The organism is Amycolatopsis sp. FDAARGOS 1241, assembly GCF_016889705.1.
Taxonomy (GTDB): Bacteria; Actinomycetota; Actinomycetes; order Mycobacteriales; family Pseudonocardiaceae; genus Amycolatopsis.
Window position 1 is genome coordinate 6827798 of record NZ_CP069526.1, and the last position, 14762, is coordinate 6842559.

10 protein-coding genes are annotated in these 14762 nt (G+C 70.8%); 4 read left to right on the forward strand and 6 right to left on the reverse strand.

The window, feature by feature from the left end; genetic code table 11:
• Window positions 1-124: 124 nt before the first annotated feature.
• Window positions 125-1633, reverse strand: coding sequence for a glutamate synthase subunit beta (locus I6J71_RS33310; RefSeq protein WP_204090472.1), 1509 nt, complete (start codon window positions 1631-1633; stop codon window positions 125-127).
• A complete protein-coding gene (gene gltB, locus I6J71_RS33315) occupies window positions 1626-6167 on the reverse strand; it encodes a glutamate synthase large subunit (protein ID WP_204090473.1) in 4542 nt (1513 codons plus the stop codon). Before gltB ends, I6J71_RS33310 begins: the two co-directional genes overlap by 8 nt.
• Before the next feature lie 370 nt (window positions 6168-6537).
• On the opposite strand from gltB, the gene I6J71_RS33320 reads away from it, so the two are divergent.
• The 4 genes from I6J71_RS33320 to I6J71_RS33335 all read left to right on the forward strand — a co-directional run bounded on the left by I6J71_RS33320 (window position 6538) and on the right by I6J71_RS33335 (window position 9779).
• Window positions 6538-7323: an SDR family oxidoreductase gene (locus I6J71_RS33320; protein ID WP_204090474.1), complete on the forward strand. Its 786-nt coding sequence runs from the start codon at window positions 6538-6540 to the stop codon at window positions 7321-7323.
• 143 nt (window positions 7324-7466) lie between these two features.
• Entirely contained in the window at window positions 7467-7805 is a 339-nt protein-coding gene (locus I6J71_RS33325) for a hypothetical protein (protein WP_204090475.1), read from the forward strand.
• Between the two features lie 52 nt (window positions 7806-7857).
• Window positions 7858-8919 carry a hypothetical protein gene (locus I6J71_RS33330; protein WP_204090476.1) on the forward strand — a complete coding sequence of 354 codons (1062 nt, stop codon included), beginning with the start codon at window positions 7858-7860 and terminating at the stop codon, window positions 8917-8919.
• Between the two features lie 14 nt (window positions 8920-8933).
• Complete coding sequence (locus I6J71_RS33335; RefSeq protein WP_204090477.1) at window positions 8934-9779, forward strand: hypothetical protein; 846 nt, start codon at window positions 8934-8936, stop codon at window positions 9777-9779.
• Between the two features lie 73 nt (window positions 9780-9852).
• Here the strand turns inward: I6J71_RS33335 and lgt are convergent, their stop codons facing one another.
• The 4 genes from lgt to I6J71_RS33355 form a co-directional block, all read right to left on the reverse strand.
• Entirely contained in the window at window positions 9853-10887 is a 1035-nt protein-coding gene (gene lgt / locus I6J71_RS33340; protein ID WP_204090478.1) for a prolipoprotein diacylglyceryl transferase, read from the reverse strand.
• A 91-nt stretch (window positions 10888-10978) separates the two neighbouring features.
• Window positions 10979-12154, reverse strand: coding sequence for a M20 family metallopeptidase (locus I6J71_RS33345; RefSeq protein WP_204090479.1), 1176 nt, complete (start codon window positions 12152-12154; stop codon window positions 10979-10981).
• Window positions 12151-13290: an amidohydrolase family protein gene (locus I6J71_RS33350; protein ID WP_204090480.1), complete on the reverse strand. Its 1140-nt coding sequence runs from the start codon at window positions 13288-13290 to the stop codon at window positions 12151-12153. Before I6J71_RS33350 ends, I6J71_RS33345 begins: the two co-directional genes overlap by 4 nt.
• Window positions 13287-14726 (reverse strand): APC family permease, encoded by a 1440-nt coding sequence (locus tag I6J71_RS33355; protein WP_239154066.1) that lies wholly within the window; start codon window positions 14724-14726, stop codon window positions 13287-13289. Before I6J71_RS33355 ends, I6J71_RS33350 begins: the two co-directional genes overlap by 4 nt.
• Window positions 14727-14762: the final 36 nt, after the last annotated feature.

Genomic DNA, 14762 nt, shown 5'->3' on the forward strand with positions numbered 1-14762 from the left:
CGCCGGACGGCGACGTGCGGTACCCCGGTGTCACCGTCGATCGCGAGGCCCGGCCAGGCCCGCGGCGCGTGAAAAACAGGCCCCGGCGCGCCGTTGCGCCGGGGCCTGCAGCCGGGGATGCGGATCAGACCACCGCGAGCGGCAACGCTGTCGGGTGCACCGGCGCGGGCAGGTCCGAATCACCGGTGAGGAAGGTGTCCACCGCGTTGGCCACGGAGCGGCCCTCGGCGATGGCCCACACCACGAGTGAGGCACCGCGGTGCGCGTCGCCGCAGACGAACACGCCCGGGGAGCCGGTCTGCCAGTCGGAGCCGCACGACAGCGTGCCGCGGCGGGTCAGTGAGAGGCCGAGCCCGTCGAGCAGCGGCATCTCCTCCACACCCGCGAAGCCGATGGCGAGCAGCACCAGGTCGGCGGGCAGCACCTCGACCTCTTCACTGGTCGGCACGACCTCGCGGCGGCCCGTCGCCGGGTCCTTCTCAACGCGGACGTGCTGCAGCTCCAAGGCCTTCACACGGCCCTCGCCGTCGTCGACGAACCGCTTCACGGCCACGGCGAACTTCCGCTCACCGGCTTCCTCGTGCGCCGGGTACGTGCGCAGGATGTACGGCCACGTCGGCCACGGCGAACGCTCGTCGTCGCGCGTGGTGGGCGGCGCCGGGTACTGGTCCAGCTGCGTCACGGACAGCGCGCCCTGGCGGGTCGCCGTGCCGTAGGAGTCGGCGCCCGTGTCACCACCGCCGATGATCACGACGTGCTTGCCCGCCGCGTCGATCGGCGACGGGCCGTCACCCTCGACGAAGCGGTTGGCGGGCACCAGGTGCTCCATCGCGAGGTGCACACCGGCGAGCTCACGGCCCGGGATGGTCCGGTCGTCGCGGCCGCGCAGCGCGCCCACGGCGAGCACGACGGCGTCGTACTGCTCGCGCAGGTCCTCCACCGTGAGGTCCACGCCGACCTCGCAGCCGGTGACGAACCGCGTGCCCTCCTTGCGCAGCTGCGTGAGGCGGCGGTCGAGGACCTTCTTCTCCATCTTGAACTCGGGGATGCCGTAGCGCAGCAGGCCGCCGAGGCGGTCGTCGCGCTCGAACACCGTGACCTCGTGGCCCGCGCGCGTCAGCTGCTGCGCGGCCGCGAGCCCGGCGGGCCCGGACCCGACCACGGCGACGCGCCGGCCCGAGGAGACCTCGGCGACCTGCGGCTGCACGTAGCCCGCTTCCCACGACTGGTCGGCGATCGTGGCCTCGACGCGCTTGATCGCCACGGGCCCGCCCGACAGCGGCGAGATCGCCAGCACGCAGCCCGCTTCGCACGGCGCCGGGCACAGTTTCCCGGTGAACTCGGGGAAGTTGTTGGTGGCGTGCAGCCGATCGCTCGCCGCACTCCAGTCACCGCGGCGGACGAGGTCGTTCCACTCGGGAATCAGGTTGCCGAGCGGGCAGCCCGAACCGCCGGAGTGGCAGAACGGGATCCCGCAGTCCATGCACCGCGAAGCCTGCTCGCGCACCGCTTCGTTGCGCTCGCCGGGATCCACGTCGGCGTACACCTCGCCCCAGGAGGCGAGCCGGTCCTCTTTGGACCTCTTCTTCGGCTCTTCGCGCCGGAACTTCAGAAAACCGGTCGGGTCAGCCACGAGCGGCCTCCATGATCGCTTCGTCGACGTCGCGGCCGGCGGCGCGCGCCGCCTTCGCCGCGTCGAGGACCCGCTGGTAGTCGCGCGGCATCACCTTGGTGAACGCAGCCGAGCGCCGCGTCCAGTCGCCGAGGAGCGACGCGGCCACCGCCGAGCGGGTGAGGTCGTGATGCTGCTGGACGATCTGCTTGAGCCACACCAGATCTTCGGCATCCGGCGGGGTCAGGTCCACCATGTCTTCGTTGACCTTGGCGCGGTCGAGGTCGAGCACGTACGCGACACCGCCGGACATGCCGGCCGCGAGGTTGCGGCCCGTCGGGCCGAGCACCACGGCGCGGCCACCGGTCATGTACTCGAAGGCGTGGTCGCCGACGCCCTCGGCGACGACCGTGGCACCGGAGTTGCGGACGCAGAAGCGTTCGCCGACCTGGCCGCGCAGGAACATCTCCCCGCTCGTGGCGCCGTAGGCGATCGTGTTGCCCGCGATCGTCTGCGCCTCGGCGGCGAACTTCGCCTCCGGGTGTGGCCGGACGATGATCCGCCCGCCTGAGAGGCCCTTGCCGACGTAGTCGTTGGCGTCGCCGACCATGTCGAGGGTGAGACCGCGCGGCAGGAACGCGCCCAGCGACTGCCCGGCCGAACCGGTGAGCAGCACGTGGATCGTGTCCTCGGGCAGGCCCTCGCCGCCGTAGCGGCGCGTGATCTCGGAGCCCAGCAGTGTGCCGACGGTGCGGTTCACGTTGCGCACGGGCAGTTCCAGCCGCACCGGGTGCGCGTCCTCCAGCGCCGCCTCCGCGAGCTGGATGAGCGTGCGGTCCAGCGCGTGCTCGAGACCGTGGTCCTGCGCGCGCACGCGCCGCTTGGCGCCGCCATACGGCGTTTCGGATGGCATCTCGAAGATCGGCGCGAGGTCGAGCCCGGCCGACTTCCAGTGCGCCTGTGCCGCGGCTGTGTCGAGCACCTCGGCGTGCCCGATGGCCTCGTCGAGCGTGCGGAAACCCAGCTGCGCCAGCGTTTCCCGCACCTCCTCGGCCACGAACTCGAAGAACTTCACGACGTGGTCGACCTGGCCCGTGTACCGCTTGCGCAGCTCGGGGCTCTGCGTCGCGACGCCGACCGGGCAGGTGTCGAGGTGGCACACGCGCATCATCACGCAGCCCGCGACGACGAGGGGGGCCGTCGCGAACCCGTACTCCTCGGCACCGAGCAGCGCCGCGATCACCACGTCGCGCCCGGTCTTCATCGCGCCGTCGACCTGCACGGTGATGCGGTCGCGCAGGCCGTTGAGCAGCAACGTCTGCTGGGTCTCGGCGAGGCCGATCTCCCACGGCGTGCCGGCGTGCTTGAGCGAGTTCATCGGCGACGCGCCGGTGCCGCCGTCGTGCCCGGAGATGAGCACCACGTCGGCGTGGGCCTTGGAAACACCCGCGGCCACCGTGCCGACGCCCAGCGAAGAGACCAGCTTCACGTGGACGCGGGCCTGCTCGTTGGCGTTCTTCAGGTCGTGAATGAGCTGCGCCAGGTCCTCGATCGAGTAGATGTCGTGGTGCGGCGGAGGCGAGATGAGCCCGACGCCCGGCGTCGAGTGCCGCGTGCGCGCGATCCACGGGTACACCTTGTTCGGCGGCAGCTGGCCGCCTTCGCCCGGCTTCGCGCCCTGCGCCATCTTGATCTGGAGGTCGCTGGCGTTGACCAGGTACTCGCTCGTGACGCCGAACCGGCCGCTCGCCACCTGCTTGATGGCGCTGCGCCGCTGGGGGTCGTAGAGGCGCTCCGCGTCTTCGCCGCCCTCACCCGTGTTGGAGCGGCCGCCGATGCGGTTCATCGCGATGGCGAGCGTCTCGTGGGCTTCGGCCGAGATCGAACCGTAGGACATCGCGCCGGTGTTGAAGCGCTTGAGGATCGCCTCCACCGGCTCGACCTCGTCGAGCGGCACGGGCTCGCGCGCGCCGTCGCGGAACTTGAACAGCCCACGCAGCGCGCCACCCTCGCGGTAGAGGCGGTGCACCTCGTCGGTGTACTTGCGGTAGACCTCTTCGCGGCCCGTCTTCGAAGCGTGCTGCAGCAGGAAAACCGTCTCCGGGGTGAACAGGTGCAGTTCGCCCTCGCGGCGGTAGGCGTACTCGCCGCCGGTGTCGAGACCGCGGTGCACGCGGTCGGTCGGGTTGTCCGGGTACGCGCGGCGGTGGCGCACGGCGACCTCTTCGGCGAGCACCTCCAGGCCCACGCCGCCGAGCTTCGACGACGTGCCGGTGAAGTACTCGTCGAGCAGGTCCTGGCTCAGGCCCAGCGACTCGAACACCTGCGCCGCCGTGTAGGCGCCGACGGTGGAGATGCCCATCTTGGACATGATCTTCAGGACGCCCTTCACGAGCGCCTGCACGTAGTTGCGGACCGCCTTGCCGGCCTCGAGGCCGGAGATGGCGCCCTGCCCGATCATGTCCTCGATCGTCTCGAAGGCGAGGTACGGGTTCACGGCGGCGGCGCCGTAACCCAGCAGCAGCGCGATGTGGTGCACCTCGCGCGCGTCGCCGGTCTCCACGACGAGGGCGACGCGCAGGCGTTCCTTGGTGCGCACCAAGTGGTGGTGCACGGCGGACACGAGCAGCAGCGACGGGATCGGCGCCAGGCGGTGGTCGGAGTCGCGATCGGACAGCACGAGCGTGCGCGCCCCGGCGGCGATCGCCTCCGACGCCTCGCGGCGCACGCGCTCCACGGCGGCGGCGAGCGCCTCGGCACCACCGTCCACTTCGTACAGTCCGGAAAGGACGCTGCACGCGAAGCCCGGCAGGTCGCCGTCGTCGTTGATGTGGATGAGCTTCGCCAGCTCGTCGTTGTCGATCACCGGGTACGGCAGGTTCAGGTGCCGGCACGACGCGGGGCCGGGCGCGAGCAGGTTGCGCTCGGGGCCCATGATGCGCGCCATCGACGTGACGAGCTCTTCGCGGATCGCGTCGAGCGGCGGGTTGGTGACCTGCGCGAAGTTCTGCTTGAAGTAGTCATATAGCAGCCGCGACCGCTGCGACAGCACGGCGACCGGGGTGTCGGTGCCCATGGAGCCGATGGGCTCGGCGCCCTTGGCGGCCATCGGCGCGAGCAGGATCTTGAGCTCTTCTTCGGTGTAGCCGAAGGCGAGCTGACGCCGCAGCACCGAATCGTGGCTCTGCACCACGTGGTCGCGGTCGGGCAGCTCGGCGAGCTTCAGCAGGCCGGCGTGCAGCCAGCCCTCGTACGGGTGCTCCTTCGCGAGCTCGGACTTGACCTCGTCGTCGGAGACGATGCGACCGGCCTCGGTGTCCACGAGGAACATCCGGCCCGGCTTGAGGCGGCCCTTCGCGACGACGTCCGCGGGCGCGACGTCGAGCACGCCGGCCTCGGACGCGAGGACCACGCGGTCGTCGGCGGTGCGCCACCAGCGCGCCGGGCGCAGGCCGTTGCGGTCGAGCACCGCGCCGACGAGCGTGCCGTCGGTGAACGTGACGCACGCCGGGCCGTCCCACGGCTCCATCAGGCTCGCGTGGAACTGGTAGAACGCGCGGCGCTCGTGGTCCATCGTGGCGTGGTTCTCCCACGCCTCCGGGATCATCATCAGCACCGCGTGCGGCAGCGAGCGCCCGCCCAGGTGCAGCAGCTCGAGCACCTCGTCGAACGACGCCGAGTCACTCGCTTCGGGCGAGCAGATCGGGTACAGGCGCGTGAGGTCGCCCGGGATCAGGTCGGACTCGAGCAGTGCTTCGCGGGCGCGCATGCGGTTGCGGTTGCCGCGCACGGTGTTGATCTCGCCGTTGTGGGCCACGAACCGGAACGGGTGCGCGAGCGGCCACGACGGGAACGTGTTGGTGGAGAAGCGCGAGTGCACCAGCGCGATCGCGCTTTCGAGGCGGGTGTCCCGGAGGTCGGAGAAGAACCGGGGCAGCTGCTCGGTGGTGAGCATGCCCTTGTAGACGATCGTGCGCGCCGACAGCGACGCGAAGTACGTGCCGCAGCCCGCGGACTCGCTGTCGTGTTCCACGCGCTTGCGCAGGCCGAACACGAGCCGGTCGAGGTCCAGCCCGGACTCGCCGCCCGGCGAGGTGACGAACAACATCGCGAAGTGCGGCATCACCGAAAGCGCCGTGGGACCGATTCCGGCCCCCTCGGCGTCCACGGGTACGTCGCGCCAGCCGAGCAGGTCGAGGCCTTCTTCCGCGGCGACGCGTTTCGTCAGCTCGACGGCCTTGCGACGCTGCTCGGCCTCGGCGGGCAGGAACGCGATGCCTGCGGCGTACGTGCCGGGCGCGGGAAGGGAGACGCCGGCCTCGGCACGCAGCAGCTCGTCGGGCAGCTGCAGCAGGATCCCGGCACCGTCACCGCTGGTGGGCTCGGCGCCCGCGGCGCCGCGGTGCTCGAGGTTCGCCAGCGCGGTCAGTCCGTCGGTGACGATGCCGTGGGAGCGGCGGCCCCTGACGTCGGCCACCATGGCGACGCCGCAGGAGTCCTGCTCGCTGGTCGGGTCGTAGAGACCCTGCTTGCCGGGATTGGCGGAGAAGATCATGGAAAAGGGACCTCCTTCGTCGTTTCGTGCGATGGCCGGCGGACCGGCCGTGGGGAGCGCACGGGACGACGATGGCCCGCTTGTTAGCGCGACTTTAACACCTGGGAAACAGGGGAGCAGCACCTCAGAGCGGCCCGGACGGCGATGAACGGTAACGATCTGGCTGCGCGGAACGACGTAGTTCCTGATCACCTGTATGTCGTTCGCTTAGCTAACTATCTGATCTGTGCGATTCCGTCAAGTGTAACCGGCACTTAACGGATCCTGCGTCACAGACGGATTTCCGGTACTCAGCGTGGTCGATGCACTGCCGCGCGTCCACCTGTGTGACCGCTGCCGCACCGTGGTGAAACGTGTTAGCGTCCGCCGCATGATCCTCGATCGGTTCCGCGTCACGGACCGGGTCGCGGTGGTCACGGGCGCCGGCCGCGGCATCGGCGCGGCCACCGCCGTGGCGCTCGCCGAAGCCGGCGCCGACGTGGTCATCGCCTCCCGCACCGAAGCCCAGCTCCGGGAGGTCGCCGAGCGCGTGGCCGCGGCCGGGCGCCGCGCGCACGTGGTGCCGGCCGACCTGGCCGACCCCATGGCCGCCGCCGCGCTGGCTGCCGCGGCCACCGGGGAGTTCGGCCGGCTTGACATCGTCGTCAACAACGTCGGCGGCACGTACCCGCGCCCGTTCACGGAGACGACGGCGGAGTTCCTCGAGGAGGCGTTCCGGTTCAACGTCGCCACCGCCCACGCGCTGACGGCCGCCGCCACCCCCGCACTGCTCGAAAGCGGCGGCGCGGTGGTCAACATCTCGTCGATCATGGGCCGCGTGCAGGGCCGGGGGTTCCTCGCCTATGGCACGGCGAAGGCCGCGCTGTCGCACTACACACGCCTGGCCGCCGTCGACTTGGCGCCGAAGGTGCGCGTGAACGCGATCTGTGTCGGTTCGGTGCTCACGTCCGCATTGGAAGTCGTGGCGGGCAACCAGGAGATCCGGACCAAGATGGAGGGTGCCACCCCGTTGCAGCGCATCGGCTCCGCCGAGGACGTCGCCTCGGCGGTGCTGTACCTGGCTTCGCCCGCCGGTGCCTACGTGACGGGCAAAGTGCTCGAAGTGGACGGTGGACTGCAGGCACCGAACCTGGAACTCGGCCTGCCGGACCTATGACCGTCCATTGTGGATATCGTGCCTGATTTGCGCCCTTTGCCTGACTGCTGTCGTCAAACCGGTTGATTTCCCGAAACCCTCCACGCTGGGTGATCACTTCCTGCCATAGTGTTCGTCGATCGACGATCAAGGGGAGGGATTCGGTGCCGGACTTCGAAGTGCACACGGGCACGATGCGGGAGTACGCCGACGTGGTCGACGGGCTCCACGCGCAGGTCGACAAGATCAAGGACTACATGAGCACGACCGCGTGCGACACGGCGGGCTTCACGGGGCTCTTCTCCGTGCTGCGCCCCGTGGTGGAGCTCGTGTCGGGTCTCTACGGCGACACTCTCGGCTTCGGCCAGAACCGGCTCTCGTCGCTGAGCCACGGCATCAAGGGCGCGGCCGACGCCTACGACCACCACCAGGGTCAGGTCTCGGCTCTGCTGAAGGAGCTCGGCGGCTCACTCGGCTCGATCGAGCCCCCGGCCGCGGGCTGACCGCTACCCACCTGACCCACTGCCTCTGATCCACTGCCTCGAGGGAACCGACATGGCCAAGCACGGCGGCGGCACCAAGACCAAGACGCACAAGGACGAAGACGAGGAAGAGCCGAAGAAGAAGAAAAAGGAAAAGGACGAGGACGAGGAGTCCGGCGGCGACGACAAAAAGGAGGCGCCGGAGCTCCCGGGCCCCGGCGGCAAGACGGCCGCCGGGTTCGACGACGGCAGCACCATCACCGAACCGCTCCAGCCGCCCGAGGACACGTCCGGCGAGGACATCCAGGACCTGGTGAAGGAAGCCGGCGTCGAGGTGATGGCGGTGGAGTGGATCTTCCAAAAGCTCACCGGCGAAACGCTCACGCAGAAGTTCATCGAGCCGATCACGGGCGACTTCTCGAAGATGTCGGCCGACGCCGAGGCGTGGCGCAACATCTCGACGTCGATGAAGGCGTTCTCGGCCGTGATGGTCGGCAACGAAAAGGTGCTCGGCGAAAGCTGGACCGGTCCCGCGGCGCTCGCGCACAAGGCGTACGTCGACGCGGGGTGGCGCGCCGGGCTGATGGCGGAGGCCGGGATCGCGAGCCTGATCGCGAAGGGCTTCGACTTCCTGTCGGACACGTCGAAGAAGCTCACGGCCAAGGCACTCGACCTGCTGAAGAGCCTGATCGACCGGCTGCTCACGATGGCGGCCGAGGCGTGCGTGCCGATCGCCGGGTGGGTCGCCGACGCGATCACCGGCCTCACGGAGATCCTGCCGCTGATCAACGCCATCATCTCGATCATCGAGACGATCAAGGACGTGATCGAGAAGGTCGGCCAGCTGTGGAACTCGGTGAAGGACATCGGGTCGCAGCTGGCGAAGATCAAGGACATCGACAGTCTCAGCGACGCGGTCGACATCGGCAAGAACATCGCGGGCGACGTCGGCGACATCAAGGACGACACCAAAGCCATCGCCGGAGACGGTGTCAAGATCGCGAAGTCCGCGGCCGACGGCGCCAAGGACTCCGACGAGCAGGCAGAGAAGAACGAGAAGTACTGGGACAGCCGCGCGGCGAGTTCGACCCCGGTGCACTCCGGAAGCGGCCGGATCAGCGGCCACATCGACTGAGAGGACCGTCCGTCATGTCAGGGCAGGTTCCCGCGCAGGACGCGTGGAAGACCCCGGAGATCCGCCAGGCGGAAGCGGCGCTCGAGGGCGCCGTGGCCAAGTCGCGCGAGCTGCTGAAGAGCCTCGAAAAGCTGCGGCTGAAGCCACTCCCGAAAACCGATACCCCCGAACGTGTCGAGGCGGTCAAGCGGGCCGCGTCGAAGCCGGACGCTTCGGCCGAGCTGCGGCTCGTCAAGAAGAAGGTCGACGCCGGCAAGCTCACGTGGGAGGACGTCGCCTCCGGCCGTGCCTTCGCCGACCCGGACGTACGGGCCCTCGCGTCCGGCAAGCTCGGCGAGGCGAAGGACATGTACGAGGAGCTGCAGGAAGGACTCTCGCCCGAAGAGGTGCTCGAAGCACGCGAAGGAGCCCGCAGCGACGTTGCCGACACCGGGCGCCCGACGTACCCGGCCGCTGAGGAGGAGCCGAAGGGCTTCTCGAACGAGGACCCGCTCGCGAGCAGTGCGCAGCCGGCGCACGAAGTGCCGGAGCAGGGCCGGCACGGCACGCCGCCGCAGGACGAGCCGCGGTCGCGCCACAGCGCGCCGTCGGACGACGACTTCGCCGACCCGCTCGCGGACCGCGGACCGGCCACCGCGGACAATCCGGGCACCCCGCCCCCACCGCCCGCACCACCGGCGCCGGACCACGGCCGGCACGCCGCACCCCGGTACGACGAACCCGCCGCGGACGACGAGTTCACCGACCCGCTCGCCGACCGCGACAGCGCGCCGAACCGCCAGGACCCGCCCCCGCGCCGCCGGCCGGCCGACCCCTCCCCCGGCGACGACGACTACTTCGGCGGCTCCCCGCTCGGCTGAGCCCGCAACGCGCGAGGGCCCCGGCCCATCAAGGACCGGGGTCCGCGTGCGTGGTGAAGCGTGGTGAAAACTCTCAGGACTTCTCGGGCTGCTCGGAGTCCGGACCGGACGATCCCGCATCCACCTTGATCTCGTCGCGGCTTTCGGGCTCCGCTGAATACGAGTCGGCCGCCGGTGCCTCAGGAGTCTCGGCCGCCTCTTCCGCAGCACGTTCGTCGCCCTTGCTGCGCAACGTTTCCGGAGCCTCGCGCGGCCCGCGCCTCTTCGCGACGATCATGAAGATCACCGCGCCGAGGAACACGAGGATCGCGGTCCACACGTTGACCCGCAGGCCCAGGATGTGGTTGGCGGTGTCGGTGCGCATCAGCTCGATCCAGCAGCGGCCCAGTGTGTAACCGGCCACGTACAGGGCGAACGCGCGGCCGTGGCCGAGCTTGAAGCGGCGGTCGGCCCACACGACGACCAGGGCGACCAGCAGGTTCCAGATCAGCTCGTAGAGGAACGTCGGGTGCACCGGGCTGTCGGGCAGCGGGATGTGTCCGGTGGCGACACCGGAGAGGGTGTCGGGCGCGCCCGTGACCGGGTCGAAGCGCTGGTAGATCTCCAGGCCCCACGGCAGGTCGGTGTGCGCGCCGTAGAGCTCCTGGTTGAAGTAGTTGCCGATCCGGCCGATGGCCTGCGCCGTGACGATGCCCGGCGCGATCGCGTCGGCGAAGGCGGGCAGCGGGATGCCCTTGCGGCGGCAGGCGATCCACGCACCGACGCCGCCGAGTGCGATGGCGCCCCAGATGCCGAGGCCGCCGTCCCAGATGGCGAAGGCGTTCCACGGGTTCTTGCCCGGCACGAAGTACAGCTCCGGGTCGGTGATCACGTGGTAGAGCCGGCCGCCGACCAGGCCGAACGGCACGGCGAACACCGCGACGTCGATGACCGTCCCCTTGGTGCCGCCGCGGGCCACCCAGCGCCGCTCACCCCACCAGATCGCGACGACGATGCCGACGATGATGCACAGCGCGTAGGCGCGGAGCGGGATGGGCCCGAGATGCCAGACACCGCGGTCGGGGCTCGGGATCGTGGCCAGGAAGGCTGCTGCCGAGGCGGAATACACGCGGTCACCGTAGCGCGTCAATGCTCCGGTGTGGTGAGGGAGCCGCCGAAGGGTTCGTGAAGGACCGGTCACGGTCCGGTGTCGATGATGACTATTCGTAGCCACCCGGCTGCAGAGCGGCCAGGTACCCCGCGAGCAACGCGCCCGCGACCTGGCCGACGGCCGCGTCCTCGGGCAGGAACACCTCGTCGTGCAGGCTGCGCGCGCCGGCGGTGTCGCCGAGGCCCACGAACAGCATCAGCCCGCGTGTCCCGGAGCCGCAGTAGTGGGCGAAGTCGTCGGCGCCGAACGAGCGGAAGTCCACGTCGACGTCGGCGCCGCCGTCGAGCAGCCACGGCTGGGCCGCGGCGGCGAGCGCCGGGTCGTTGACCAGCACGGGCTCACCCGGGCTGAGGTGCAGGTCGGCGGTGCAGCCGTACGCGCGGGCGGTCGAGTGCACGATCTCGGCCAGCACCTCCAGCGCCTCGTCGCGATCGCTCGCGCGCATGAGCCGCAGCGAGCCCTGGGCGGTCGCGGTGGGGGGCACGACGTTGGCGGCCGTGCCCGCCTTGATGCGCCCGACCGTGCAGACGGCGCCGTGCACCGGGTCGATCCGGCGGCTGGCCAGCTGCTGCAGGCTGACCACGAGCTGGCTCAGTGCCAGGACCGGGTCGCGCACCAGGTGCGGGTAGCCGGCGTGCCCGCCCTGGCCGTGGAGGACGACCTCGAACTCGTCGGTCGACGCGTTGACCGGCCCGGGCGCGGCCGACACGACGTTGTGCGCGAGCCGCGGCTGCACATGGGCGCCGATGACGGTGTCGACGCCCAGTTCCTCCAGCGCGCCGGACTCGACGATGTCCAGCGCACCCGGCGGCGACGTCTCCTCCCGCGGCTGCAGCACCGCGACGAGCCGCCGCGGCAGGCCCACGCGCCGCGCCGCGCGGCACACGGCGACGAGCGCGGCCAGGTGCACGTCGTGGCCGCACGCGTGCATGAGCCCGGAGTTCGACGCCCACGGCACGCCCGTGCGCTCGGCCACCGGCAGTGCGTCGAGCTCGGCCCGCAGCGCCACAGCCGGGCCGGGGTGCTCGCCAGGCAGCTCGAGCAGCCGCCCGGTCTTGGCCACGCGCATGCCTTCGCCCAGGCCGAGCGCGGCGGTGACCGCGCGGGCCGTGTCCTCCTCGTCGCCGGAGGCGCGCGGGTCGGCGTGCAGCCGGTGGCGCAGCTCGATCGCCGCGGGCAGCTCGTCGGTGAGGGCGGCGCGCCACCGCGCGGCCAGGTCGGTCATCGGGTCTCCAGCCGGTAGACGCGCCGGGCGTTCTCGTGGCCGACCAGCCGGGTGAGACGCTGTGCGTCCACTTCGGACATCGCATCGGCGGCCAGCGCGGATTCGAGGAAATCGGAAAGACCCTGGCGGAACAGGGTTGTGCCGAGGTGGTACAGCTCCGCGAGACCGAACGCGTCGGTCGAGAACAGCAGCTTGCCGAACGGCACGAGCTCCAGCGTCTCGGCCAGGATCGCCGGCGCGCGGAAGCCGGCGTTGTGCGTGATGAGCCCGGTGTCGACGAAAACGTGCTCGAAGACCTGCGCGAGGTAGGCGGCGCCCCGGTGGAACGGGTAGTTGTGCAGCAGGAGGATCGGCACGCCGGTTTCCCTCGTCGCCCGAAGGAAACCGGTGAGCAGCAACGGATCGCAGCGGTGCAGGTCGACGTCGGAGTCGCCGTAGCCCACGTGGAACTGCACGGGCAGGCCGAGGTCGATGCCCGACCAGACGAGGTGCCGGTGCAGCACCTCGTCGGCCAGGCGCACGGGCAGCCCGGCGCCGACGCGCGCCAGCCAGCGCCCGGCCGCGTCGGACACCTCGACCGGATCGGGACGATCCCCCTCCAGCGCCAGCCCCACGCGGTACGCGGCGATCGACTTGACCCCGACGGCGTGCTCCGCGCGCTTCGCCAGCTCGGCCCCGAAGTCGGCCGCGAACCGGCTCGCTGTGGTGCCGGCGCGCACCACGTCCTCCGCGACCTGCTCCAGCCGTACCACGTCGTGCGCGCGGCTGCCGGCGAGCTGCGCGAACTCGCCGGTGCCGGTGAGCGAGTCCGGCCGGAAGCCGCCGTCCAGCAGGAAATCGGTGGTGCCGGTGGCGCGCAGGAGCCGCCGGTTGGCCTCGTCGGCACCCAGCTCCGCGCGCCGCGCCAGGTAGTCCTCGGCGGGCGCGTGCTTCGGCAGATCCAGCACCGGCGCGCACCGTTCCCGCACGGCAAGCCCGATCAGCGATTCGAACAGCGACGTCCCCAGCGGCGACACGGCGTCGGCCTCCGTGAGCATCGCCTCGAACTCGTCGCGGGCCAGTTCGCCGGTCACCACGCCGTGGCAGTGGTGGTCGACCAGCGGTACCTCGGCGACGAAGTCCAGCACCCCGCTCATCCGCCTCCTCCCGCGACCGCCAGCCTTTCCCCCACCCTACGGGCGAAGCCCGGTGCCACGAGCACCAAGACGATCGCCAGCACGAGGACCGCGCCGGCTGCCACGGGGAACCAGCGGGCCGGGCCTTCGGTGGGGTACGGGACGACGTTGACGTACACCGTGTAGCCGAGCAGGGCCAAAGCGCCCAATGGGAAGATCAGGTGCCACCACGGCACCCGCATCGCCCGGCGGACGAACAGAAGCAGAATGGCGCCCAGGGTGGTCAGGAGGTAGATCACCAACAGGATGAGCGTGCCGATGGACCCGCTCCACGCGAACGTGTCCTCCGCGGTGGCACCGAAGAACACCGCGCACACGACGATGATCAGAGCGGCGGCCAGCGCGACGGCCGTCACGGAAATGACCGGTGTGCCCTTGGCCGACGCCCGGCCGATGGCGCGGCCGTCGAAGGCGTCCCGGCCCACGGCGAACAGCAGGCGTGAACCGCCGACCACGCAGGCGAGGCAGCAGCCGAACGCGCTGATCGCGGCGCCGATGCTGATCACGTCGCCGACCCAGGCGCCGACGAACGAGGTGCCGAGGTCGCCGAGCAGCGAGGCCGAATCGTGGAACGCCTGCGCGTCGGCGCCGAACGCCATCATCTCGACGGCGGTGACGACCACGAAGAAGGCGCCGCCGAACAGCGCCGTGCCCAGGATCGCGCGCGGGATGTTGCGGCGCGGGTTGTGGGTCTCCTCCCCCAGCGTCGCGGCCGCTTCGAAGCCCGCGAACGACAGGAACCCGAAGACCGCGCCGAGGAACACACCGGACAGGCCGACGTCCGGGGTGAAGGTGAAGACCGACAGCGTGAAGTGTGCGCCGCCCGGGGCGCCGCCGGCGATCAGGCGAACCAGGATCACGGCGGTGACCAGCAGGATCACCGCGATCGTCGCGCCCTCGACGGCCAGCAGCGTCGACGTGCCGCGCCGCGCGGGAGCGACCGCGAGCAGCCACGCGCCGACGAGCGCGACGCCCGTCAGCACGAACGGACCCCACCACGGCGGGTTCGGCCAGATCCCCACCTGCGTGAGGAACGCCGTGCCCAGGGTGCCCGCGGCGGAGCTGGTGACCACGGCGTAGAAGATGTACGTGCCGAGCAGGCCGATGCCCGACACCACACCCGCGCGCGGGCCGAGCGTCGCCCCGACGAAGGCGTAGACCGATCCGGCGTGGTTGTAGTACCGGCACAGGCGGACGAAGCCGTAGGCCACCAGGAGCACGCCGACGGCCGAGAGCAGGAAGGCGAGCGGCACGGCGCGCCCGGCGGCGGCCGCGGTCTGCTGCGGGTTGATGTTGGCGGCCATGCTGGGCGCCATCAGCGCCACGGACAGGCCGACGGCTTGCCACACCGACAGCGTGCGGCGCAGTGCTGGACGGGTTTCGACGATGTCTGACACGATGCGCTCCTCGGTGGTCCGGACGCAGCGAGCTCC